Genomic DNA, 23,809 nt, shown 5'->3' with positions numbered 1-23,809 from the left:
TTAAGTTGCTTTCGTGAATACCAAGATCAGCCGCAATTTCTTCATAAGTTCGATATTCTCGCACATATTGAAGTCGCCATAAGAAGGTATTCTAGGCTTAGTTTAGGTTTTCGTCCCCCTTTTGCGTGTTTACCTTGATAATCTCTTTTTAATACAGCTAACATCTCTTCAAAAGTCGTGCACTGAACACCAACCAGGAGCTTAAATCGTGCATCAGTTAGTTGTTCACTTGCTTCATAATTCATAGAACTATTCTACCATATATTGTTTCGCAGGAAGTCTATTATCAAAAGGTGTTGATATATGGGCTGTTTCAAGATTACTAAGGCATAAAGATATACAACAAATTATTCAAACTTACGGACATACTCTAAAAGAGGGTTATTGATAAATAGTATAGGAAGAGCCTTAAAATAAGGTTTTTTCTATTTATCGATTCCAGCAGGGGGTATGTAATTAGATACTATAGTAGATTGAAACTAGAATAGTGTATCTGGACTTCTAAAACATTACTAGAAATTGATTTGTCCTATTCCTATTTCATTTTACTATAAAAACCGCTCAACTGAGCGGTTTTCGTCTATTCATATCCTCTTACAGTACCCATGTTCGGATGGCATGGGCAACGCCGGATTCGTCATTTGTTTTAGTGATGTATTTGGCGATTTTTTTGATTTCTTGATTTCCATTTTCCATGACAACGGGGTTCCCAACGACTTCCAGCATGGCACGGTCATTTTCTTCGTCACCGATAGCCATGGTTTGATCTTTGTTCAATCCGAGTTTTTCAGCTAAGTGAGTAATAGCTGACCCCTTGTCTATATTCTTTTTAAGGAGTTCGAGGTAGAAAGGAGCAGACTTGTTGATAGAGTAGCGTTCGTAAAATTCTGCTGGGATTTTTTCAATCGCAGCATCGAGAATCTCAGGCTCATCGATGAACATACACTTGACGATTTCCTTGTCAGACATTTCTTCAGGTGTGCGGTAGAAGATAGGCATGTTGACGAGGGTTGATTCGTGCACAGTGTATGTTCCGATATTGCGATTGGCAGTATAGATACCGTCCTTAGTAATAGCATGCATGTGGACACCGAGCTTACGACTGAGAAATTCCATATCCAGATAATCCTCATAAGTCAAGGATTCGCTGATAATCTCATGCCCTGTAGCAGTTTCTTGGACAAGGGCACCATTGAAGGTCACAACATAGTCACCCTCGTCTCTCAACTGCAAGTCGTCCAGAAGTTTGGCAACACCTGCGATAGGGCGGCCAGTTGCAATGACGACTTTGACACCAGCTTCTTTGGCATCTTGGATGGCAGAAAAGACTTCAGGAGTAATCTCCTTTTGACTGTTGACTAGGGTTCCGTCAATATCGACAGCGATTAGTTTAATACTCATAAAATTCCTCTTCTAGTTTTTATTTGGGGTAAAATGATCGTTCTCAATCAAGTGTAAAAATTGCTGGGTAATGCTTGCAAAGATGCTGTTTTGGTCCAACATTTCTTTTGGAAAATAAAAGCGATTATCTCCGTGGCGACTGCCAGCAAGGGATTGGACGATAGGAGACAGGCTAGAGAGTTCGGCCAGTTGACCATTTTTTTGTAAAATCTCAATCTGTGTCCGCGGATTTTCAGATTCGGGACGATAGATATCATAAGGGAGGTCGAAGTTCTTATGAATAGCAGTATAGTAGTCTGGATCAAAGCCAATGTCCTCAACCAATTTTCTCATGCTAGCGAGTTGGTCTTGGTCTTCTTGTGAAAAGGTAATGGATTTAAAGACCTTGCGGTTGACAAAGCGTTGCGACAGGTCTGCAAGAATCTTATCAGGACTGGTCATCCAGAGCTGGAAGTAGGTATTCATCACACCATCATCCAGAGCCAGATAATCAGACAAGGTCACATTTTTTTCAAAGAAAGGCAGGAGGTGTGGGGAAGTTCGTGCAAAGAAGTCTTTGTCCTCAGGATAGAGTTCCTTAGCGCGTTTGAGAAGATTTTGTAGGAGAACTTCCATAGCGCGTGTTGCTGGGTGGAAATAAACCTGCATATACATTTGGTAGCGGCTGAGAACATAGTCTTCGATGGCGTGCATGCCATTGCGCTGAAAGGCGATACCATTTTCGACAGGACGAATGACACGCAAGATCCGAGTCAGGTCAAATTCCCCATAAGAAGCTCCTGTAAAATAGGAGTCGCGCAAGAGATAGTCCATGCGGTCCGCATCAATCTGACTAGAAATCAGTTGCACAACCTGTTTGTTAGGGTAGGTATGGTCTATGACACTGGCAACCTTTTCTGGAAAATCTGGCGCCACTTGTAGCAGGACTTGGTGAATCTCCGTTTCAGGACTTTGGATGATCTCCTGAGTAATGGCTTCGTGGTCTGTATCAAAGAGATGTTCAAAAGTATGGGAGTAGGCACCATGCCCAAGGTCGTGTAAAAGAGCAGCGGTCATGGTCAAGAGAGACTCTGCAGGATTCCATTCCTCAGGATATTTTTCTTCGAAAATCTCTGTGATGCGTCGTGCAATTTCATAGACGCCTAGACAGTGAGAGAAGCGACTATGTTCTCCACCGTGGAAGGTATAACTGGAAGTTCCCAGTTGTTTGATACGACGCAAACGCTGAAATTCTTTTGTATTGATCAAGTCATAGATGATTTGATTATTGACATGGATGTAGTTGTGAACTGGGTCACGGAATACTTTTTCGTTCATATGACCATTATAGCAAAAAGCTAGAGTTTTTGGTAAAATAGTAGGACAAGAGACAAGAAAGAGGACCTGATGTGAAGATTCGGATGCGAAATACGATTCAGTTTGATGAGCAGTTGGAAGTGATTGACCAGCTTTATGACGTGGAAGTGCATGAGAAGGGAGATTATAGCTATCTGCTTTTCTATAATGAGGAAAAGGAAAAAGTAGTGATTAAATTTCATGGTCAAGAACTGGTGATGAGCCGATTTTCCAATCCCAAGACCACTATGCGCTTTCTAAAGGATAGTGATAGTTTAGCCTATATCCCTACACCTATGGGCATGCAGGAGTTTATCATCCAAACGAGCCATTATCAAGTAGATGGGCAAAAGATTGAACTAGACTATCAACTGCAAAACCAAGAGGGACATCCCTTTGCTAGCTATCAATTGGAAATTACTTGGGGCTAGGCTCTTATTTTTTTCAAATTTTTTCAAATTTTGCTAGCTATCTTCTTGTATTGACTTCCTAGTGTGGTAGATTAGGCTAATTTTTGGTATAATAAAAGTTATGGAAATTGAAAAAACCAATCGTATGAATGCGCTCTTTGAATTTTATGCAGCGCTTTTGACAGATAAGCAAATGAATTATATCGAGCTCTACTACGCTGATGATTATAGTCTTGCTGAGATTGCTGAAGAGTTCGGCGTCAGTCGTCAGGCTGTCTATGATAATATCAAGCGGACAGAAAAGATTCTAGAAGATTATGAGATGAAATTGCACATGTACTCTGACTACATTGTCCGCAGTCAGATTTTTGACCAGATTTTGGAGCGCTATCCCAATGATGACTTTCTGAAAGAGCAGATAGAAATTTTAACAAGCATTGATAATAGAGAATAAGAGGAAGAAAAATGGCATTTGAAAGTTTAACAGAACGTTTGCAGAACGTCTTTAAAAATCTACGTAAAAAAGGAAAAATCTCTGAATCTGATGTCCAAGAGGCAACCAAAGAAATTCGCTTGGCCTTGCTTGAGGCCGACGTTGCCTTGCCTGTTGTAAAGGACTTTATTAAGAAAGTTCGTGAGCGTGCAGTCGGGCATGAGGTCATTGATACCCTTAACCCAGCGCAACAAATTATTAAAATCGTTGATGAGGAACTGACAGCCGTTTTAGGTTCTGATACAGCTGAGATTATCAAGTCACCTAAGATTCCAACCATCATCATGATGGTTGGTTTACAGGGGGCTGGTAAAACAACCTTTGCCGGTAAATTGGCCAACAAACTTAAGAAAGAAGAAAATGCTCGTCCTTTGATGATTGCGGCGGATATTTACCGTCCTGCGGCTATTGATCAGCTTAAAACCTTGGGGCAACAGATTGATGTGCCTGTCTTCGCTCTTGGGACAGAGGTTCCAGCTGTTGAGATTGTACGTCAAGGTTTGGAACAAGCACAAGCCAATCATAATGACTATGTCTTGATTGATACGGCAGGTCGTTTGCAGATTGATGAGCTATTGATGAATGAGCTTCGTGACGTAAAAGCACTGGCTCAACCAAATGAAATTCTCCTCGTCGTTGATGCCATGATTGGTCAAGAAGCAGCCAATGTTGCGCGTGAGTTTAATGATCAGTTGGAAGTGACTGGGGTTATCCTTACCAAGATTGACGGCGATACTCGTGGTGGTGCTGCTCTATCTGTTCGTCACATTACCGGAAAACCAATCAAGTTCACTGGTACAGGTGAAAAGATTACGGACATTGAGACCTTCCACCCAGACCGCATGTCTAGCCGTATCCTTGGCATGGGGGATATGCTCACTTTGATTGAGAAAGCTTCTCAAGAATACGATGAGCAAAAGGCCCTTGAAATGGCTGAGAAGATGCGTGAAAACACCTTTGATTTCAATGATTTCATTGATCAGTTGGATCAGGTGCAAAATATGGGGTCGATGGAAGACTTGCTCAAGATGATTCCAGGTATGGCAAACAATCCAGCCCTTCAAAACATGAAGGTGGATGAACGCCAGATTGCTCGCAAACGTGCCATTGTGTCCTCCATGACACCTGAAGAACGTGAAAACCCAGATTTGTTAAATCCAAGCCGTCGCCGTCGTATCGCTGCGGGTTCTGGAAATACTTTTGTCGAAGTTAATAAATTCATCAAAGACTTTAACCAAGCTAAACAGCTCATGCAAGGTGTTATGTCTGGCGACATGAACAAGATGATGAAGCAGATGGGGATCAATCCAAACAACCTTCCTAAAAATATGCCAAATATGGGAGGAATGGATATGTCTGCCCTTGAAGGAATGATGGGACAAGGTGGCATGCCTGACCTGTCAGCTCTCGGAGGAGCAGGAATGCCAGATATGAGCCAAATGTTTGGTGGCGGACTCAAAGGTAAAATCGGTGAATTTGCCATGAAACAGTCCATGAAACGCATGGCTAACAAAATGAAGAAAGCGAAGAAGAAACGCAAGTAAGACGAAGGAAGGCCGCAGAGCTTTCCTTTTTTAGAAAAATAATAAAGGTCTATTTTGAATCTGTAAAGAATAAAAAATAATAATACTCAATGAAAATCAAATAGCAAACTAGGAAGCTAGCCGCAAGCTGCTCAAAACACTGTTTTGAGGTTGTAGATAAGACTGACGAAGTCAGTCACATATATACGGTAAGGCGACGTTGATGTGGTTTGAAGAGATTTTTGAAGAGTATAAATATAAAGAAAAATCAGAAATTGAGATTAGAGAACTCTTTTGATTTCAATCCTTATTTTTGATAAAATGAAGCTGTAATGTATTAAAAATGAAGCATTACAAAGATAGGATAAGCCAACTTAATTTGTTAGAAAATTAAAATTACAAAAGCTTGACAAAGCTAAGAAAGGATACTACCATGAGCACAGCACAGCACAGCACGCAGGTGAAAACTCTGGACTTGAGAAATTAACTCTCACTTCAAAAGATGTTTTTACAGATAATATTTCAAAAATTGGTCAACTTTTTCCTGAAGTTCTGACGGAAAAGAGGGATGAATACGGCAGATTACGTCCTGCGATTGACTTTGAGAAGCTTAAACAGTTTTTATCAGAGGAAATTGTGGATGGTCGAGAATCCTATGAGTTTACTTGGGTTGGAAAGCGTGAAGCTATTGCAGAAGCTGGGCGACCAACTACTAAAACCCTAAGACCAGATCTTGATGAAAGTGTTGACTTTGAAAACAGTGAAAATGTCTTTATTACTGGAGATAATTTAGAAGTCTTAAAAATCTTACAAGAATCCTATCTAGGAAAAATCGATATGATTTATATCGATCCACCCTATAATACAGGAAAAGACTTTGTATATTCTGATAAGTTCCAAAAAACAGACGAAGAGTTGAAGGAAGAGATGGAACTTTTGGATGAAGAAGGACGCCAGGTAGTTGGGCTTACAAAAAATGAAAAGACTTCGGCCCGTTATCACTCAGACTGGCTCAATATGATGTATCCACGTCTCCGCCTAGCACGTAATCTCCTCAAGGATTCAGGTGTTATCTTTATCTCTATTGATGATAATGAACAAGCTAATCTGAAAGCTATCTGTGATGAGATATTTGGGGAGGAGAATCTCGTTCAAACGATTGCTTGGAGAAGAAGTGATAATCAGCCTAATATAGGTAAAGCTGCTAGAGTAAAAGAATATATATATGTGTATTCAAAGGATTATTCTAGAGTTACATATGGACGGTTACCACTTTCAGATACAGCTAAGAAAGAATATGCTTATGAAGATTCAAAAGGAAAATATGGGAGAGGCATCCTACGTGATGAAGTTCGAGGAAGGTTTAATTATGAAATTCTAAGTCCTGCTGGAAAAGTACTTATGGGACCATGGATGGTTTCGGAAAAAGATTTTCACCAACTTTTAAAAGATGACAAAATTCATTGGCCAGAAAATGGAGGAGTTCCAAGAACAAAGATATATTTAAGTGATGCAATGAAGAATGGTCAACTATCTAATGATTTTTGGAATGTAGAGTTTGGAACAAATCAACGTGCCAATACTGAAATTAAGAAGTTATTTGATTTTAGAGTATTCGATTTTTCTAAGCCGACAAAACTATTATTAAATTTGTTAGGATTAGGTGCAAGTATAGAAACCGCCCTTATTCTTGATTTCTTCGGTGGTTCTGGTACTACGGCAGACGCAGTTATACAACTGAATGCTGAAGATGGTGGAAATCGTAAGTTTATCTTATGTACTTTGGATGAAGAAGTAGCTGATAAGTCTGCTGCTAAAGAAGCAGGTTATGAAACTATTGATCAGATTTCACGTGAGCGGATTCGTCGTGCTGCTGCCAAGATTCAGGAGGAGCATCCTGAGTTGGTTGGCAAGCAGGACTTTGGATTTAAGGCTTATAAGTTAGACTCTTCTAATTTCAAAGATGTTTCAGCTCGGCCAGATCAATTTATCCAAGGAGAACTTTTTGATAGTGTATCCAATATCAAGGAAGGACGTACTGGGCTTGACCTACTTTTCCAAGTTATGCTGACATGGGGCATGGAATTGTCATTAGCTATTGATTGGGAGAAAGTAGCAGGAGCAGAAGTTTATGATGTAGATCAAGGATCACTCATGGCTTGTTTTGAAGATGAAATCTCTGAAGAAGTTATCCGTCACATCGCTCAAGCACAACCACTCCGTACTGTTTTCCGTGATAGTTCATTTGCCAATTCAGCAGATAAAATTAACGTAAGTGAAATATTTAAAGAATTATCACCTCATACGAAAGTGAAGGTGGTGTAGGCGATGTTCTATCAGCTGACAACTGATAATTGGATAAGTATCGGAGGGATTATAGTAGATTCGATTGCGATTATTGTTTCTATCAGCATTGCAATCTGGGTTACTAGACATGCTTTTAAAGATAACTTAAAACAACATTTATTTGAAAAAAGGATGATATTGTATAGTGATTTTGTTCTACTTTTGGAATACTTGCTTGCAAATCATACAGTTTCTAATCTAAAAAAGCAACATAAGGCAATTGATGAAAATATAACTAAATTATATTTTTTATCTAATAAGGAAATGTATAGTTTAGCCATAGAATTCATTCAAGAACTTGAAGATACTATCAAGAAAGTTGAAGACGGAAAGATACAAGAAGATAATCAAAAACTTATTTCTATTTGTCTTGTACTTAGTGATGCAATGAAGTGGGAAAAAGAGTATTTTAACGATATTACATCATCAAAAGTGAAAGAAATTAAAAAGAAATATAATATGGCGTAACTATTAAATATAGTTATAGATGTGAAATAGTTTATGTGAATTTAATAAAAAGAATATAGAATTATGAAACTACAATTTAAAAAACAACAATTTCAGTTGGATGCGGTTAGTGCCATTGCAGATTTATTTCAAGGGCAAGCCAAACATACTGGAGTTCAGTATATGGCGGATCCAGGTCGTCTCAAGTCAGATGAGGTAGATTTGGTTTTAGATGCTTATCGAAATGCACCGATTCAATTGAGTCAAACAAGTATACGAGAAAATGTTCATACTATGCAAACTCGTTATGGTTTGCGTCCTTCTGATAAACTATCGATTGATATGATTGCTGGACGAGAAGCTTATAATTTTTCCATAGAGATGGAGACGGGAACAGGGAAGACCTACACGTATATCCGTACAATTATGGAGTTGAATAAACGCTATGGCTGGCTTAAATTTGTCATTGTCGTTCCAAGTGTAGCCATTCGTGAAGGGGTTCTCAAGTCTCTACAGATCATGTCAAGTCACTTTCAGATGGAGTATGGGAAGCAACCACGCTATTTTGTCTACGATTCTTCACGTTTAGGTGATTTGGATAGTTTTGCCAATTCGTCAGACCTTCAAATCATGGTCATCAACTCTCAAGCCTTTAATACAAAAGGCAAAGATGCGCGACGGATTCATTCTGAACAGGAAAGTTTCCGTTGGCGCCGTCCAATTGATGTCTTGGCAGCTATGAATCCGATTATGATTATTGATGAACCTCAGTCTGTTGAAGGGAAACAGACAAAGGAAAGACTAAAAGATTTTAAGCCATTATTTACACTACGTTATTCGGCTACCCATAAAGAAAAACATGATATGGTTTATAGATTGGATGCCATGGATGCTTACAATCAAAAATTAGTGAAGAAGATTGCGGTTAAGGCTATTGAGCAAACTGGGACGACCGGGACACAAGGATATCTATATCTACAAGAAATCATTCCACAAAAAACAGGAGCACCCAAAGCAAAAATTGAGTTTGAAGTAAAAACGCAGTCAGGTGTTAAGAGGAAATTGAAGGTGGTGGAAGAACCCTTTGATTTGTATGCTGAATCGGGGAATTTATCTGCTTATAAAGGAATGACCCTTAGTCACTTTGATGCAAGAGAGAACAAACTTCAAGTTGGTGTGACGCAAGAACTTCATGTCGGTGAAGTGATAGGGGAAGTGGATGAGTCTAGCATCAGAAGAATTCAAATCCGAGAAACTATAAAAAGTCATCTCGAAAAAGAAAGTAAACTGTACAATCGAAGAATTAAAGTATTATCCCTATTTTTCATCGATGAAGTGGCCAAGTATAAACAATATGATGAACATAATGATGCCTATAATGGTGAATATGCTCAGATTTTTGAAGAAGAATATCGAAATCAAGTAAACCAGTTTATCCAAACACAGGAACCAACTCCTTATCGTCGATATTTGGAGGCTAATCTTGAAGGAAATTCAGTTCATGCCGGTTACTTTTCGGTAGATAAAGTGAAGAAGTCAGATAAGACCATTTTTGTGGACTATAAATCTGCCAGTGAAAAGAAAAATAATCTTTCAAATGACATTGATGCCTATGACTTGATTATGAAGGACAAGGAGCGTTTATTGAGCTTTGAAGAGCCAGTTCGTTTCCTCTTTTCTCACTCAGCTCTAAAAGAGGGATGGGATAATCCTAATGTCTTTCAAATCTGTACGCTGAAGCAATCTTCAGCAGAGACTCGAAAACGTCAAGAAATCGGTCGTGGTATGCGTTTAGCAGTTGACCAAAACGGAATTCGTCAGGATTTTGAACTCTTAGGAAATGATGTTCATGAAATCAATAAACTGACAGTAATTGCAAATGAAAGTTATGATCAATTTGCTCGAAGTCTACAAGAAGAAATCAAAGAACTCTTAGCAGAACGTCCTGTAAAAGTGGATGTTACTCTCTTTACGAATAAAGTTCTAACGAATCAAGAAGGTCAAACAATACGAATTACCAAGGAACAAGCAGATTCGATTCATTTTGATTTGATTCGACAAGGCTATATAGACCGTGAAGGGCAATTGACTGCAGAATATTTTACTACAAAAGAAAATCATCAGTTACAACTGTCTGAAACACTAGCAGGTTATGAGGATAAGCTGGTAGAGATATTGGAGAGCGTTTATCATGCTGGACAGTATGAAATTGAAAATGCCAATAATGCGGTAATTCAATTCTCAAATGAGGTCAATCAAGAAAATATTGCCCGAAAAGAATTTTTAAATCTCTGGAAGCAAATCAATCGTAAGACGAGTTACCAAGTAGAGTTTGATGATGCGGAATTGGTAAAACATTCGGTTGACTATATCAATGAGAAATTAGTCGTTAGCAAACCAAGCTTTCATATAACTCAAGCAAGCGCTACTGAGATGAGTAAGGAAGAAGGTCTCCATCTCACAGTAGCTGAGAATGATCGTCAGCAAGAATATCTAACGGATTCGCAGATTATGACCAAATATGATTTACTAGGGGAAATTGCTGAACAGACTGGTTTAACTCGTAAATTGGTTGCGGAAATATTAAGTAAAATCTATGTCTACCAATTTGACAAGTTTAAACAAAATCCTGAAGAGTTTATTCTTAAGGTTTCAAAGCTCATTAATGAACAAAAAGCGAGTCAAATTATCAAGCATATCCAGTATAATGTGTTAAATGAAGAGTATGATATGGACTTGTTTTATGACAATCCTGAAACTGCTAACAGATCAGATGATCACTTACTTGAATCCAAAAAAGGGATTTACAATTTTGTAAAAGTTGATTCCAATACGGAGAAGACCTTTAAAGAATCTTTGGAACAATACGAGGATGTTCGTGTTTATGTGAAGCTACCAGGGAAGTTCAGTATTGCGACTCCGCTTGGGAACTATAACCCTGACTGGGCAATCGCCTTCCGTGAAGGTAGTGTCAAACATATCTATTTTGTTGCAGAAACGAAAGGCTCTATGTCTAGTCTTCAATTAAAACAAGCTGAGCAAGCAAAAATTGCCTGTGCGCGTGCTCATTTTAAAGCGTTAGCTCAAGCTGGATTGATTAGTGATCAGCACATCTATGATGTGGTTTCAAGTTACGAGGAATTATTAAATATTGTAAGATAGAGAGGTAAAAGAAATGGAATTTATTGTATATCGTAAGGGAAGAGAAGTAGCTGTTTTACAACGTAGGAGTGATGCAGAGAGATATGTGCGCTCTAAAACTGGATTTTTTGGTGAACCAGATGCTTACTATCAGATTGAACAAAGAGGTTGTTATTTGACAGAAGCAGCTGTAACTTACAAGGGATTGGCAGATGACTGTGATGAATTGATGACTTTGCGAAAATTCAGGGATTCTTATCTAGCTTTTAAAGATGGTGGTCAGGAGGAAATTGAATCCTACTATAAGATGGCTCCTCAGATTGTTGCCAAGTTAGAAGAACATTCAAATCGTGAGGAAATACTAGAGTCTATCTGGTCAGGACTTGTCTTACCTTGTGTTTCCTTGATTAAAATAGGAGAGAATCAAACTTGCCATCAATTGTATAAAACATATACACTAGAATTGTCTCAAAAAGTGGTCCAATAAAACGAGTAGAGTATAGGAAAAGAGTTCGGGTCCTCGCTAACTTGTATAGTGAAGAGACCCCCTATTCTATTTAGATCCCCAATACCAAAACAAACGTGTCAAACTAATCACTAATAGAACATACTTGGAAGATTTTGAATGGAATGAGGAAGATACAAAGGAAGACAATTTCTCTAGCTGGCTTGATGAAATGGTAGGATTGTAAGGGGGGATTTTTACCCCTTGGGTTTTAAGAGTATATATAATTAAGATAAACTAAAAAGACTAACACAAAAAAAGAAAGTAGAGAAAAGAAAATGAAGTTATTAAAGGGTTTGGGCTTTGCCTTGGTATTGTTTTACATGGTTATATTTATTGGAGTAAACTTTGTGACTGTTGGGGTTGATAATGATAAAAAAGAAGAAACAACAAAAGAGATACAAAGGTATGAATTGTTAGACTAGACTAAAATAAAAAAGCATTATACAATAGTAATATGAAATCAACTAAAGAAGAAATCCAAGCTATCAAAACACTTTTAAAAGACTCTAGTACAGCTAAATATCATAAACGCCTTCAAATCGTTCTATTTCGTCTGATGGGTAAATCTTATAAAGAGATTATAGAGCTTTTAGACTGTAATCAAACAACGATTTGGCCAACTGTAAAAAAATATGAGGAGTTCGGACTCGACTCTCTCCTTCAAGAAATACGTGGTGGTCGTAACCATGCATATATGACAATTGAGGAAGAGAAAGCCTTTCTTGCCCGTCATTTGAAGGCTGCAGAGGCAGGAGAATTTGTTACAATTGATGCCTTATTTCAGGCTTATACAAAGGAGTTAGGTTCTTCCTACACACGTGATGCCTTTCTCTTTCCACACTTGTTCAATGGGGTTCATCTCTGGTGTGTATGGAGGAATAAATGCAAAGCCAATATTAGTCGGAATCTTTAAGGTACTTGATTTATGCCATATAGCATTGTCCATAACGAGTAAAAAATAACCATATGGATAAGCTTGTGAAAGCTCTTCTAAAAAGGCGTTCATCCACTCAGTATGACATCCACCAGCTATTAAGAAAAATGATTCGCCTGTATGGGCATCAACAGCTCCATAACAATAGCGAAATTCTCGTATATAGTGACTATGGACATGTGGACCTACTCCTATTGGAGACCAACAAGATCCCAGTTTACTGATTCTACCGAAACCAGCCTCATCTTGGTACATCAAGCGAACCTTACGAAAATGCCTACTGGTTTTAAAGCGCTTTCTTGTCTTCTTGAATTGAGATTTTATTTTTAGACGCGACAATGGTTTGAACGTCTGCTTTCTTGGGATGTTCTGGACGTGGCCTAATATTTCGCCAACCATGGCGCTTCAAGAGTTGATAAAAGTCATCACGTGTGTAGGAAGAACCTAACTCCTTTTTATAAGCCTGAAATAAGGCATCAATTGTAACAAATTCTCCTGCCTCTGCAGCCTTCAAATGACGGGCAAGAAAGGCTTTCTCTTCCTCAATTGTCATATATGCATGGTTACGACCACCACGTGTTTCTTGAAGGAGAGAGTCGAGTCCGAACTCCTCATATTTTTTTACAGTTGGCCAAATCGTTGTTTGATTACAGTCTAAAAGCTCTATAATCTCTTTATAAGATTTACCCATCAGACGAAATAGAACGATTTGAAGGCGTTTATGATATTTAGCTGTACGAGAGTCTTTTAAAAGTGTTTTGATTGTTTGGATTTCTTCTTTAGTTGATTTCATATTACTATTATATAATGCTTTTTGATTTTAGTCTAGTATTAATCCCAATTTTCCATGATGAATCCAATAGTAAATGGTTGAAATTCCCACGTTAACCCCTTTAGCCATAACCATCATTTCAGGAGAAAACTTTTGATTATGATAGTAGAGAATCTTTTCCTTTAGTTCTTTGGTTAAGCTTGATTTCTTGACCGAGCGCCTGCGATTGTTTTCATAAGACTGTTGAGCATAGTCGGTAGAATAAACCTCTTTGAAGCGCCCTTTTCCAAGACATTGTCAGACTGTCTCACGCTTGATTTCAGTGTGGATAGTTTGAGGAGCTTTTCCAAGCAAAGAGGCAATTTCTCTATTTGATTTTCCTTCTTTTGTTTGGCTTTTGTAGTATAATTGTCTTGCATCTCTGTGCCTTTCTTGTGTTTGTGGTTGAACAACAAGTATAACACAGAGGTGTTTTCTTATGCCTAGAAGAGCTTTCATTTTTTTCAAAAAAGGTTGAAAAAACACCTTTGTGAGATGAAATACCCTTCAAATACCGTATCTCCCAAGTGAAAATCTCACAAATTTCTTAAACTTTGAGTCAAACTTCACATATCTAATCCATATCGATAGTTGGACAGAACTCACTTCTATGGTATTATCCTATCCCCCTTCCAAATGTCAAGCAAAAATGACAAGTATTTTAGAAATAACTCGCCATTTCATTAACTTTCTACTATATTAAATTAAAAAAATGTGACCTCATAGCAAGGACTCAAACTCAGCGACGCTCATACCCAGCTGATGGCTGGCAACCTCGGAAGTCAGAAGTCCTTGGCGAACCATATCCAGAAAGGCAAAAAGTTTCCCACGTTCCAAGCCTTCTTCTCGCCCTTGTTCAATCCCTTCAGCTCGTCCACGTTCAAGACCACGCTCCAGTCCCTGTTCAAGCCCCTCTGCACGACCACGCTCTAAGTCTTTTTCCTCCGCTTGTTCCAATGCATAGTCATGAGCGAGTAAGGCTTGTTCTTCACGCATACGTAGTTGACTAAACATTTTCCTGTCCTCCTCGGACCAGCTCTTGTAATCTAGCAGTTGGTCTGCTTGGCTGATGGCTCGCTCGGGGCGCTGGGTAAAGGGTTTATTCCCGAAAAACTCCAACCATGGCTTGCGAACGCTATCCTTGCTGGTTTCTCTGTATTTTTTAATTCCAAGAATACCATCTTGACTAGATGGTTTTCCTGTCCATTGTTTGTGATGGTTAAGACTTCACCTGTCGTTCCCTCTCGCATACTAAAGCTATGAAAAGCTTAATCATCCTGAAAGTAATTACTATCCACAATAGCTATTGCGTATACTGATGCGATGTGTTTATAACTTTGGTGAGCGTTTCCTTCTTATTGGCGAATTTTTTCTAGATTTTGATTGACCTGACTGCACAAGTAAGCCCACAGGAGATTGATGAAAAAATTCTGATGATGAACTTGAATTTCAATGATTACTTGGGTTCCATTATCCAACTCCACCAAGACATCAATACTGGTATAGAAATCTTGTGCTTAATAGGGCAGAGAAGGCAAGACGTGAATGTTACTTCCTTCCAAAATGGTCACATTTTTTGCTGGTAAATCCAGCATATCGCGAATAAATTGACAAGTGATTTCTGGATTGCTGAAAATTTTCTTAGCGTCCAAATCATTGGTTGAGCTAATGCCCGGATGTCTTAGAATCATTCTTTCTCTCCTTTCATTATAGCACATTTTTAAATCTAGGTTTGCTAGATTCACTGCTTCTATCTATAGTAAAATGAACCAAAAACAGTACACAATGTTGTATAATCTTCTTATGGCATATTCAATAGATTTTCGTAAAAAAGTTCTCGGCTATTGTGAGCGAACAGGTAGTATAACAAAAGCATCACAGGTTTTCCAAATCTCACGTAATACCATTTATGGCTGGTTAAGGCTAAAAGAGGGAACAGAAGAGCTAAACCATCAAGTAAAAGGAACAAAACCAAGAAAAGTTGATAAAGATAGACTTAAAAACTATCTTACTGACAATCCAGACGCTTATTTGACTGAAATAGCTTCTGAATTTGGCTGTCATCCAACTACTATCCACTATGCGCTCAAATTTATGGGGTACACTCGAAAAAAAGAACCACACCTACTATGAACAAGACCCAGAAAAAGTATCCTTATTTCTTAAGAATTTTAATAGTTTAAAGCACTTAGCACCTGTTTATATTGATGAAACAGGATTCGATACTTACTTTTATCGAGAATATGGTTGCTCATCAAAAGGTCAGTTAATAGGAGGTAAAGTCTCTGGAAGAAGATATCAGGGGATTTCTTTGGTTGCAGGGCTAACAAATGGTGAGTTAATCGCTCCAATAACTTACCAAGAAACAATGACGAGCGACTTTTTTGAAGCTTGCTTTCAGAAATTTCTCTTACCGACATTAAATACACCCTCAGTTATTATTATGGATAATGCAAGATTCCAATAGAATAGCTAGAATAGAATTCTTGTGTGAAGAGTTTGGGCATAAACTTTTACCCCTTCCTCCCTACTCACCTGAGTACAATCCTATTGAGAAGACATGGGCTCATATCAAAAAGCATCTCAAAAAGGTATTACCAAGTTGCAATACCTTTTACGAGGCTCTTTTGTCTTGTTCTTGTTTCAATTGACTATATTTATTCGGAAAAAAGACGAAAAAACCTGAGAACCATCTCAGGCTTGGTCATTAAATTTTTTTCTCAATACCGAAAAGTGGAGAAAGTGGTCGTTTTTCATGAATACGTACGATAGCATCCCCTAGAAGATGAGCGATTGAAATCTGCTCAATCTTATCAATCAAACGCTCTTCTGGCAGATAGATAGTATCCAAAACAACCAATTTCTTAATAGCTGATTTTTGGATATTGTCCGTAGCAGGACCAGAAAGAACTGGGTGCGTACAGCTTGCATAGACTTCAACAGCACCAGCTTCCGCAAGAGCATCTGCCGCATGACAAATCGTTCCAGCGGTATCAATCATATCATCAATCAAGATACAAGTCTTGCCTTCAACCTTACCGATGATGTTCATAACTTCACTAGTATTCATCTTATCAACGCTACGACGTTTATCAATAATAGCGATAGATGTTTTCAAAAATTCTGCCAACTTACGAGCACGAGTCACCCCTCCATGGTCCGGGCTGACAACCACATAGTCAGAACCAACCATACCACGACGCTCAAAATAATCTGCAATCAGAGGAGCACCCATCAAATGATCCACAGGAATATCAAAGAATCCTTGAATTTGCGCAGCATGCAAGTCGATGGTCAATAAACGATCCACTCCAGCTACTTCAAGCATATTTGCGACAAGTTTTGAAGTGATTGGCTCACGCGCTCTCGCCTTTCTATCCTGACGTGCATACCCATAGTAAGGCATGACAACATTGACAGATTCTGCACTCGCACGCTTCAAAGCATCTACCATAATCAAAATTTCAAGCAGATTGTCATTTACAGGCGAACTAGTTGATTGTAGGATAAAGACGTGTTTCCCACGGATTGATTCTTCAATGTTGACCTGAATCTCTCCATCTGAAAATTGGCGAACACTTGATTTCCCCAACTCTATCCCAATCTCCTGCGCCACACGTTCTGCCAATTCTTTATTAGAAGAAAGGGCAAACAGCTTTAAATCAGAAAAAGACATGATTTCCTCCGGTATATATGTATAACTTGTGCTTTTCACAAGATTTTCCATCTACCATTGTAGCGCTTTTTGCACTATTTTTCAATCAAAAATAAAAGAAGGGCACCATATTTGTACCCTTGCATCATTCTTTTGAAAAATATTCTAGGTCATCAACTCATTGTGTTTCTCAACAAAGCAATAAGCATGATAAAAACCATAGAGAGCAATAGCCGTAACCACTGGAATCGCTAAAGGCAACTCTGTTTCCAACTCCACAAAAGGAGAGTTAAACAAGAAGTGAGTTCCCAAGGCTAAACCTAGAAAAATAAGGCCCTGTTTCTTGCCAACCTTCTGTCCTTTATAGGCTCTGTAAAGCAAGTAAACACCTACTACAGCTAGACCTGAAAAAGTCCAGTGAGAGGCAATTCCTGAGATGATACGCTCTAAAATTCGCGAAATAGTAAAGTCAAAGCCCTCTGGCAAATCCGTACGAATATAACCAATATCCTCAATCATTTGGAATCCCAAACCGGAAGCAATTCCAAGTAAAAACAAAGATTTTAATTTTCGCACAGGAATCAAAGCCAAAACAAAAACAAGTGGCAATAATTTCAAGGGTTCTTCTACCAAAGGAGCCACAATAGCACTTTCAAAGGCATTTAAAAATGTACTATCTGGAAAAAGCATACCCAGCAAATCATGGATATAGGTATTCGCAAAGCTAGACAACCAGCCTGAAAGGAACATCCCTCCCAATAAAGACAGAATCAAAACCTTCTTTGGCAATTCCCATTTTTTCCCAATACGGAAGAGAAAATAAAGAGCCGGAATCATGTAAAAGAGAGCTAGAAAGATAGAAACTCCCATTAGTCCATATTCCGCACCTGACCTCGAACCGTCCGTATAGTAGATGGTTTCATACTGTAAACCAATACATAGCAATAAAATAAAAATAAATAAAATACTGCTTTTCTTCATACACTTTCTTTCTAAATGAAGTATTTATAATTCTACGACTGTCATACTTCCTGTATCAACATTGTAAATGGCACCAAAGATAGTGACATCGTCTGGTATTAGGGGAGACTCGATAAGCAGTTGCATATCCTCGCGTACACTCTCTTCTATATCTTGGAAGGGCAAGAAGTCCTGGTCTGACACATCTACACCTAATTCCTCTTTTAAATACTCCTGAAAAGGTTCATTTTCAAAGGTCTGAGCACCACAGTCTGTATGGTGCAATACCACAATCTCTCTTGTCCCCATTTGTTGCTGGGAAATAACTAGCGAACGAATCATGTCTTCAGTCACTCGACCACCTGCATTCCGCAAGATATGAGCATCCCCAAGTGCCAAGCCCAGAGCTTGCGCAACGTGCAGACGAGAGTCCATACAGGTCACAATAGCTACTCTTGTTTTGGGTTTAAGTGGCAGATTTAACTGCCCATGTAAGGCAACATAAGCCTGATTAGCTTGCATAAACTGTTCAAAATACGACACGATTCCCTCCTTGAAAATTTGATAGTCAAATATTTCTCCTATCTTATCATTTTTAAGAGAATTTGTCACGGATTATGCAAAGACCTTTTTCAAAACTTCCTGAATCGTTGTCACGCCAATGACCTGAATTTCCTTGGGCGGAGTGATTCCTGGCAAGGAATTCTTAGGTACATAAATCTTAGTAAAGCCTAACTTAGCAGCTTCGTTGATACGTTGTTCGATACGATTCACGCGCCGAATTTCTCCTGTCAAGCCCAGTTCTCCCACAAAACATTCCTGAGGATTAGTTGGCTTGTCCTTATAGCTCGAAGCAATAGCAACAGCAACGGCCAAGTCAATGGCAGGTTCATCCAATTTGACACCGCCAGCAGATTTAAGATAGGCGTCCTGATTTTGCAAGAGAAGACCTGCCCGCTTTTCCAAAACAGCCATAATCAAGCTAGCACGGTTAAAATCAAGTCCTGTCGTCGTACGCTTGGCATTTCCAAACATGGTCGGTGTCACCAAGGCCTGCACTTCTGCAAGAATAGGACGCGTCCCTTCCATGGTCACAACGATTGATGAGCCAGTCGCTCCATCCAAACGCTCTTCTAGGAAAACTTGACTCGGATTAAGAACCTCAACCAAGCCACCTGACTGCATCTCAAAAATCCCAATCTCATTAGTGGAGCCAAAACGGTTTTTGACCGCTCTCAAAATACGAAAGGTATGGTGACGCTCCCCTTCAAAGTAAAGTACCGTATCCACCATATGCTCCAACATACGAGGCCCAGCTAATGTTCCTTCCTTGGTCACATGACCTACGATAAAGATGGCAATGTTATTGGTTTTAGCCAGCTGCATAAGTTCAGCCGTCACCTCACGCACCTGAGAAACAGAGCCCTGCACCCCTGAAATCTCAGGAGACATAATAGTCTGGATGGAGTCAATAATGAGAAAGTCTGGTTGGATACGCTCCACCTCAGCACGAACACTCTGCATATTGGTCTCTGCATAAAGATAAAACTCACTATCAATATCACCCAAGCGCTCTGCTCGTAGCTTGATTTGCTGAGCAGACTCCTCCCCACTGACGTAGAGAACAGTCCCCACTTGGGACAACTGGGTTGAGACTTGTAGGAGAAGGGTTGATTTCCCAATTCCAGGATCCCCACCTATGAGGACGAGACTTCCTGGTACCACTCCGCCTCCAAGTACACGGTTGAATTCCTCCATCTCTGTCTTGGTTCGATTGACATTGATGGAGGTCACTTCAGCCAGTTTCATGGGCTTGGTTTTCTCACCTGTTAAAGACACACGCGCATTTTTGACCTCGACAACCTCAACCTCTTCTACAAAAGAAGACCAAGACCCACAGTTGGGGCAACGCCCCAGATATTTAGGTGAATTATACCCACAATTTTGACATACAAATGTCGCTTTTTTCTTTGCGATGATAAACCTCTTTCTATATCTCTAATTCACACTCAACCACTTGGCAAAAATCAATCTTCTCATTTGGCACAAACTGACGCATGAGCATGTTGTGAGTTACCACTATCACGGTCTGGTAATCTCGATACTTAGCCATGCATTCTAGAAAACGAGACTTCATCTCCGTAGCTGTCTCATATTGAATAGGACTATTAGGAAGTAACTCCCCCTTATTTTCTAGAAACATAGTACGAGCTTTTTCAAAATTATCTGTGCCACTTTCATAGACCTGCCATTCATGTAATAAAGGCTCTACTCTTAAAGGAAGACCCGTAGCATAAACCACATAAGAAGCCGTTTCTAAAGCTCTTGTGACTGCAGAAGATACGATTATTTCAGCTGAAGGGAGTAAAGGATTGGTGCTCAATTTATGGGCCTGCTGCCGTCCCTTCTCAGACAAGGGCGCCAAATCTATCCCAAATCCCGTATAAGAACGCTCCTCTAACTCACGGTAATCTGGCTCCCCGTGACGTATAAAGATAATCTTCATCTTAGTGTCCAGTTGATCCAAAACCACCAGTTCGCACACCATCAGCTGCATCTCCATCTGCAATTAAGAAAGGAGCAAAGACAGCCTGGACAACACGTTCTCCAACTTCAAGAACAACCTCTTGGTCTGTGATATTCTTCATCTGTGCAAAAATATGCCCTTCATTCCCAGGATTTCCATAATAGTCCCCATCAATGACCCCAACTGAGTTAATCAAGACCAAGCCCTTCTTACGAGGATTTGAAGAGCGATCATAAAGGTAAAGAACCTCAGTCGGCTGCATATAAGCCTTAACCCCTGTCGGAACCAAGACAATCTCTCCTGGAGCTATAACTGTACGCACAGCAACCTTTAAGTCATAACCAGCCGCATGCGCTGTCTCACGCTTGGGCAATAAATTTTCATCTGTAAAAGTAGAAACCAATTCAAAACCACGAATTTTCATCATCTTCTCTTTTCTATTATCATTTATTCTAGATTATTCTATCTTATTTATTCGGAAAAAGCACGAAAAAAAGAGCACACAATTCAAATCGCTTAGGGCTGCTGGATTCCTCCCCTGACCCGCTTCACGCAGAACTGTTGCTCCACTATTTATTATATCACATTCCTATTCATTTTAAAAGCAAAATTATTTTTTCCGTCTATTTCTAAAAAAGTCCTGCATAATAGCTGCGCATTCATCTTCCAAAATTCCCGTTTCAACCTCTACACGATGGTTAAGACGCTCATCTGTCAAGATATCGTACAAACTTCCAGCAGCGCCAAATTTCTGGTTTTTAGCCCCATAGACCACATTTGGAATACGGGCAAGCCCAATCGCCCCACTACACATGACACAAGGTTCAATGGTCACAAAAAGTATGCAATCCAGCAAGCGCCAGCTCTCCTCACTCAAGTTCGCATCCTCTATAGCCATAATTTCCGCATGCATAACCGCTCGCTGTAATTCCTCACGCGCATTATGCCCACGACCAATGATTTCCCCATCTTTGACAATCACACAACCAATTGGAATTTCATCGTGTTCAAGAGCAATCTCAGCCTCTCTCAAAGCCTCCCTCATAAAGACTTCTTTTTCTTCAAGCGTATAATACATCTCTTTTCTCTTTTCTCTTTTCCTACTTATCGATTTTATTATTATATCATGAATCCCAACACAAAAAAAGCCACCGAATGCGGTGACTCTATAGGGAGATTATTATGAAAAAGAAAAGTTTAGGATATTTGTTACAACAAGTTAGGAGGTCTTCTTGTAACTGTCTATAGTATACCCGACCTATCTTAAACAAATCTTAAAAATCTCTTAGGACCAAACACTTTCTAAAATATTTGTTTGTTCACGACCAGGACCTACTGAGAAAGTAGAAATACGAACGCCAACCAATTCACTCACACGACGAACATAGTTACGCGCATTCTCAGGAAGATCCTCCAAATTACGAACTCCAGTAATATCTTCTGACCAACCTGGCAACTCTTCATAGATAGGTTTGCAACGCTTCAATTGCTCAAGACTAGCTGGATAGTAGTCAATACGTTGACCATCAAGATCATAGGCCACACAGATTTTCACAGTATCTAAACCACTCAAAACATCGATAGAGTTCAATGAAAGATTAGTAATACCAGAAACACGACGGCTATGACGCATCACAACTGAGTCAAACCAACCTACACGACGTGGACGACCAGTTGTTGTACCATACTCATGACCCACTTCACGGATACGTTCTCCCACTTCATCAAACAACTCAGTTGGGAAAGGACCATCTCCTACACGACTCGTATAAGCTTTACATACACCTACAACCTTGTCAATCTTGCTTGGACCGACACCAGAACCAATTGTCACACCACCAGCTACAGGGTTTGATGACGTAACAAATGGATAAGTACCTTGGTCGATATCTAGCATAACACCTTGTGCACCTTCAAAAAGCACACGTTTGCCATTATCAAGCGCATCATTCAAGATAACAGATGTATCTATCACGTATTTCTTGATTTGTTGACCATATTCGTAATATTCTTCAAAAATATCATCGAAAACAATCTCTTTACTGTCATACAATTTTTCAAAAAGACGATTCTTTTCAGCAAGGTTACGTTCTAAACGCTCACGGAAAATATCTTTATCTAAAAGATCTGCAATACGAATTCCAACACGAGCAGCCTTGTCCATATAAGCTGGACCAATTCCCTTAATTGTCGTACCAATCTTATTGTCGCCCTTAGCTTCTTCTTGCAAACGATCTAACTCGATATGATAAGGCAAAATAACATGCGCACGATCAGAAATACGCAAGTTATCAGTTGTTACACCTTCCTCATGAAGATAGCTCAACTCTTTTACAAGAGATTTAGGATTTACAACCATACCATTCCCAATGACAGATATTTTTTCAGGGAAGAAAATCCCAGATGGAATCAAGTGCAACTTAAATTTCTTACCGTCAATCACAATCGTGTGACCAGCATTATCACCACCTTGGTAACGTGCAATCACTTCTGCATTCGCTGAAAGGAAGTCTGTAATCTTCCCTTTACCTTCATCACCCCATTGGGTACCTACAACAACAACTGAAGTCATAATCTTGTCTGAGCCCTCAGGCTCTTCCTTTCTCACATACATGGCAGGACTCTCACCTGCAATTATATCTTACAATTTATTATAATAAAAAATCGCCTTTTTATCAAGAAGAAACAATAGAAAGATTTGCTATTTCCAACTATTAAAAAATGATTTAGAAAAATAAGCAGCTATTTATTATTATCTTTCCATAAAAAAGTAAATTTGTTCGGAAATTAACTCAGACTATCTCAACAAGAAATAAAACCTTGTTTCATTATCATCTTTTCAAGATACAAACGATAAGCAACACGATAATGGTAAACGATAAAATCCCTACGACACCCAATACCATATCTCACTAAATAATAAATTAAAAATTTAAAATGAAAATGTTCCCAGTCAAAATGATCACCAAATACAGTACCATACTCTTCTTCAATATTTCTATAAAAATCCGCCATCTGCTCATAAATTTTTTGTAACATGATCAAATACTCCTTTTCTTTTTTATGAACTTATTCTAACAAAAAATTTTAATTAATCATTAATAATTCCTGAATTGTACAAATACCAACCTCAATAAGATAAAAAATAGGAAAAGTTGACAGAATAGGAACAAATTTACTACCTAAATTAGACTATTATAGACCTTATTAACTGCGTTAAATACTAAAAGAGAGTTGAGGTAAAAATCTTAAAATAAGAAAAACGCATAGTATAGTTGCTTAGTTTCAAACAAGCATGTTATAATCCCGACTTTATCA

Annotated in this window: 19 protein-coding genes, 1 other RNA gene and 6 pseudogenes; 10 read left to right on the top strand and 16 right to left on the bottom strand. The window is 39.0% G+C overall.

Translation table 11 applies throughout. The features are described 5' to 3' along the window. The 3 genes and pseudogenes from HT687_RS05865 to HT687_RS05855 all read right to left on the bottom strand — a co-directional run. A pseudogene (locus tag HT687_RS05865) lies at nt 1-245 on the bottom strand (IS5/IS1182 family transposase); the annotation flags it as partial. 349 nt (nt 246-594) lie between these two features. Further along, a complete protein-coding gene (gene yidA, locus HT687_RS05860) occupies nt 595-1,401 on the bottom strand; it encodes a sugar-phosphatase (protein ID WP_023936120.1) in 807 nt (268 codons plus the stop codon). Nucleotides 1,402-1,413: 12 nt separating this feature from the next. After that, on the bottom strand, nt 1,414-2,718 hold the full coding sequence (locus HT687_RS05855; RefSeq protein ID WP_023936119.1) for an HD domain-containing protein: 1,305 nt from the start codon (nt 2,716-2,718) through the stop codon (nt 1,414-1,416). Between the two features lie 71 nt (nt 2,719-2,789). Between HT687_RS05855 and HT687_RS05850 the strand changes: the two genes are divergently transcribed. The 9 genes and pseudogenes from HT687_RS05850 to HT687_RS05810 all read left to right on the top strand — a co-directional run. Then, complete coding sequence (locus HT687_RS05850) at nt 2,790-3,167, top strand: DUF1934 domain-containing protein (protein ID WP_023936117.1); 378 nt, start codon at nt 2,790-2,792, stop codon at nt 3,165-3,167. Nucleotides 3,168-3,267: 100 nt separating this feature from the next. After that, nucleotides 3,268-3,600, top strand: a complete 333-nt coding sequence (locus HT687_RS05845) for a putative DNA-binding protein (RefSeq protein WP_023936115.1) — start codon at nt 3,268-3,270, stop codon at nt 3,598-3,600. Nucleotides 3,601-3,611: 11 nt separating this feature from the next. Then, nucleotides 3,612-5,183 (top strand): signal recognition particle protein, encoded by a 1,572-nt coding sequence (gene ffh / locus HT687_RS05840; RefSeq protein ID WP_023936113.1) that lies wholly within the window; start codon nt 3,612-3,614, stop codon nt 5,181-5,183. Nucleotides 5,184-5,798: 615 nt separating this feature from the next. Then, nucleotides 5,799-7,487, top strand: a complete 1,689-nt coding sequence (locus tag HT687_RS05835) for a site-specific DNA-methyltransferase (protein WP_023936111.1) — start codon at nt 5,799-5,801, stop codon at nt 7,485-7,487. A gap of 3 nt (nt 7,488-7,490) precedes the next feature. Continuing rightward, a complete protein-coding gene (locus HT687_RS05830) occupies nt 7,491-7,976 on the top strand; it encodes a hypothetical protein (protein ID WP_000499891.1) in 486 nt (161 codons plus the stop codon). A 63-nt stretch (nt 7,977-8,039) separates the two neighbouring features. Next, a complete protein-coding gene (locus tag HT687_RS05825) occupies nt 8,040-11,117 on the top strand; it encodes a DEAD/DEAH box helicase family protein (protein WP_023936109.1) in 3,078 nt (1,025 codons plus the stop codon). A 13-nt stretch (nt 11,118-11,130) separates the two neighbouring features. Continuing rightward, a complete protein-coding gene (locus HT687_RS05820; RefSeq protein WP_023936107.1) occupies nt 11,131-11,583 on the top strand; it encodes a CFI-box-CTERM domain-containing protein in 453 nt (150 codons plus the stop codon). Between the two features lie 296 nt (nt 11,584-11,879). Further along, nucleotides 11,880-12,026 carry a hypothetical protein gene (locus tag HT687_RS05815; RefSeq protein WP_000770987.1) on the top strand — a complete coding sequence of 49 codons (147 nt, stop codon included), beginning with the start codon at nt 11,880-11,882 and terminating at the stop codon, nt 12,024-12,026. Nucleotides 12,027-12,058: 32 nt separating this feature from the next. Continuing rightward, nucleotides 12,059-12,433, top strand: a pseudogene (locus HT687_RS05810) (helix-turn-helix domain-containing protein); the annotation flags it as partial. Here the strand turns inward: HT687_RS05810 and HT687_RS05805 are convergent. From HT687_RS05805 to HT687_RS11850, 3 pseudogenes are all read right to left on the bottom strand, one after another. Beyond that, nucleotides 12,434-13,331, bottom strand: a pseudogene (locus tag HT687_RS05805) (IS630 family transposase); the annotation flags it as partial. Nucleotides 13,332-13,370: 39 nt separating this feature from the next. Then, a pseudogene (locus HT687_RS05800) lies at nt 13,371-13,769 on the bottom strand (helix-turn-helix domain-containing protein); the annotation flags it as partial. A 300-nt stretch (nt 13,770-14,069) separates the two neighbouring features. Beyond that, nucleotides 14,070-15,040: pseudogene (locus HT687_RS11850) on the bottom strand (PD-(D/E)XK nuclease family transposase). Between the two features lie 112 nt (nt 15,041-15,152). On the opposite strand from HT687_RS11850, the pseudogene HT687_RS05785 reads away from it, so the two are divergent. Further along, nucleotides 15,153-16,000, top strand: a pseudogene (locus HT687_RS05785) (IS630 family transposase). Nucleotides 16,001-16,056: 56 nt separating this feature from the next. Here HT687_RS05785 and HT687_RS05780 read toward each other — a convergent pair. From HT687_RS05780 to comW, 10 genes are all read right to left on the bottom strand, one after another. After that, nucleotides 16,057-17,025, bottom strand: coding sequence for a ribose-phosphate diphosphokinase (locus HT687_RS05780; RefSeq protein ID WP_000010164.1), 969 nt, complete (start codon nt 17,023-17,025; stop codon nt 16,057-16,059). 144 nt (nt 17,026-17,169) lie between these two features. Continuing rightward, on the bottom strand, nt 17,170-17,985 hold the full coding sequence (locus HT687_RS05775; protein ID WP_000749767.1) for a PrsW family intramembrane metalloprotease: 816 nt from the start codon (nt 17,983-17,985) through the stop codon (nt 17,170-17,172). Between the two features lie 24 nt (nt 17,986-18,009). Beyond that, nucleotides 18,010-18,507 carry a carbonic anhydrase gene (locus tag HT687_RS05770; RefSeq protein WP_007285146.1) on the bottom strand — a complete coding sequence of 166 codons (498 nt, stop codon included), beginning with the start codon at nt 18,505-18,507 and terminating at the stop codon, nt 18,010-18,012. Nucleotides 18,508-18,579: 72 nt separating this feature from the next. Further along, nucleotides 18,580-19,944 (bottom strand): DNA repair protein RadA, encoded by a 1,365-nt coding sequence (gene radA, locus HT687_RS05765; protein ID WP_172922021.1) that lies wholly within the window; start codon nt 19,942-19,944, stop codon nt 18,580-18,582. A gap of 10 nt (nt 19,945-19,954) precedes the next feature. Beyond that, a complete protein-coding gene (locus tag HT687_RS05760) occupies nt 19,955-20,512 on the bottom strand; it encodes a histidine phosphatase family protein (RefSeq protein ID WP_023937502.1) in 558 nt (185 codons plus the stop codon). Next, nucleotides 20,472-20,915, bottom strand: coding sequence for a dUTP diphosphatase (locus HT687_RS05755; protein ID WP_000702002.1), 444 nt, complete (start codon nt 20,913-20,915; stop codon nt 20,472-20,474). Before HT687_RS05755 ends, HT687_RS05760 begins: the two co-directional genes overlap by 41 nt. A gap of 56 nt (nt 20,916-20,971) precedes the next feature. Next, nucleotides 20,972-21,069, bottom strand: an RNA gene (gene ffs / locus HT687_RS05750) — signal recognition particle sRNA small type. A gap of 32 nt (nt 21,070-21,101) precedes the next feature. Beyond that, nucleotides 21,102-21,569, bottom strand: a complete 468-nt coding sequence (tadA, locus tag HT687_RS05745) for a tRNA adenosine(34) deaminase TadA (RefSeq protein WP_016397786.1) — start codon at nt 21,567-21,569, stop codon at nt 21,102-21,104. Between the two features lie 207 nt (nt 21,570-21,776). Further along, the gene (locus HT687_RS05740) at nt 21,777-23,063 is read right to left on the bottom strand and encodes an adenylosuccinate synthase (protein ID WP_016397785.1); all 1,287 of its coding nucleotides are present in this window, start codon (nt 23,061-23,063) and stop codon (nt 21,777-21,779) included. A gap of 230 nt (nt 23,064-23,293) precedes the next feature. Beyond that, nucleotides 23,294-23,530, bottom strand: coding sequence for a sigma(X)-activator ComW (gene comW / locus HT687_RS05735; protein WP_023937504.1), 237 nt, complete (start codon nt 23,528-23,530; stop codon nt 23,294-23,296). Between the last annotated feature and the right edge of the window lie 279 nt (nt 23,531-23,809).

It is taken from the genome of Streptococcus sp. 1449 (genome assembly GCF_013276805.1).
GTDB classification, from domain to species: domain Bacteria; phylum Bacillota; class Bacilli; order Lactobacillales; family Streptococcaceae; genus Streptococcus; species Streptococcus pseudopneumoniae.
Note: the sequence above shows the minus strand (reverse complement) of the source record. Positions and strands in the feature narration are given on the sequence as shown.